Origin of the sequence: Salipaludibacillus neizhouensis (genome assembly GCF_002886185.1) — a bacterium.
Classification (GTDB): domain Bacteria; phylum Bacillota; class Bacilli; order Bacillales; family Salisediminibacteriaceae; genus Salipaludibacillus; species Salipaludibacillus neizhouensis.
The window spans coordinates 1-1,020 of record NZ_NJAW01000042.1; the positions used below are offsets into that span (position 1 = coordinate 1).

Annotated in this window: 1 protein-coding gene; it reads right to left on the bottom strand. The window is 33.8% G+C overall.

Annotated features, from left to right (window positions below; all coding sequences use genetic code 11):
- Window positions 1-89: 89 nt before the first annotated feature.
- Window positions 90-878, bottom strand: coding sequence for a class I SAM-dependent methyltransferase (locus CEF18_RS25625; protein ID WP_110935625.1), 789 nt, complete (start codon window positions 876-878; stop codon window positions 90-92).
- Between the last annotated feature and the right edge of the window lie 142 nt (window positions 879-1,020).

A 1,020-nucleotide genomic window follows, 5' to 3' on the forward strand; every position in this document is an offset into this window, starting at 1 on the left:
ATTACAGAATTGCGCCTGATTGTTGAAGATTATTTTTATTGAATAGTATCGTTGTACTGTGGAGTAAAAGATGCAGTTGTAAATCACAGCTATTGTTCAACTATATCCACTTTTCTAGCCTTGGTTGAGATAAAACACTTTATATATTTATCTAATGGTCTACTTCCGCCAAAGTCATCTTCATATAGACCAGTTATGACAAAGCCAGCATTAATTTGTCCTTGAATTTGATCCTCTAATGTGTGCCCAAACTCAATCGGATTTTTTGCCTTAAGATATTCTTCAGATTCTCTTTCGGTTAAGTTGTCTAAAGAAGTTGATGGAATAGAGTTTTTAACAACCAAGTTACCCTTCATATCTTCTTTGTCATCAAAAATAAAAAGAAGAGGATTAGTGAACCCTGCAATTAAAACACCATTATCTTTTAGAACTCTTGATGCTTCTTTCCAAACAGGAGACAAATTTTCAACAAATAAATTAGATACTGGGTGAACTATAATATCAAACTGTTGATCATCAAAGAAATGTAAGTCTGTCATACTTCCTTGTATAGTTGTAATTTTAAGTCCATCTCTTTCAGAAACGAATTTATCTTGGTCTAATTGTTTTGCAGATAAATCAACAACTGTAACGTCAGCACCTGCTGCGGCTAATACTGGTCCTTGTTGACCCCCTCCAGATGCTAAACAAAGTATTTTCTGTCCCTCTAATGATTTGGGTAACCACTCTCTTGGAACATATTTTGTAGGCGTAGTCCTTATCCCCCAATACCCATCTTTACTCTTTTTAATTATTTCTTCATTAATAGGTTTGGTGTATACAGCACCATCTTCAACCTTCTTGTCCCAAGCATCGCTATTTTGCTTTAATGGATCCATTTAGTAGCCCCCTAATATGTTTTTTTAGTTTCCCTGCTTCATTACATTGAAATATATCTTCATGGCTCCCCTTACTTTAACAGTTATATTACCTATGATTTGAAGTAATTCAATTTTCAGAATTGTTTTTGGTGTTTTTTTT

Coding starts and splice junctions, on each gene's coding strand:
- CEF18_RS25625 (WP_110935625.1), bottom strand. CDS start 878: ATGGATCCATTAAAGCAAAATAGCGATGCTTGGGACAAGAAGGTTGAA.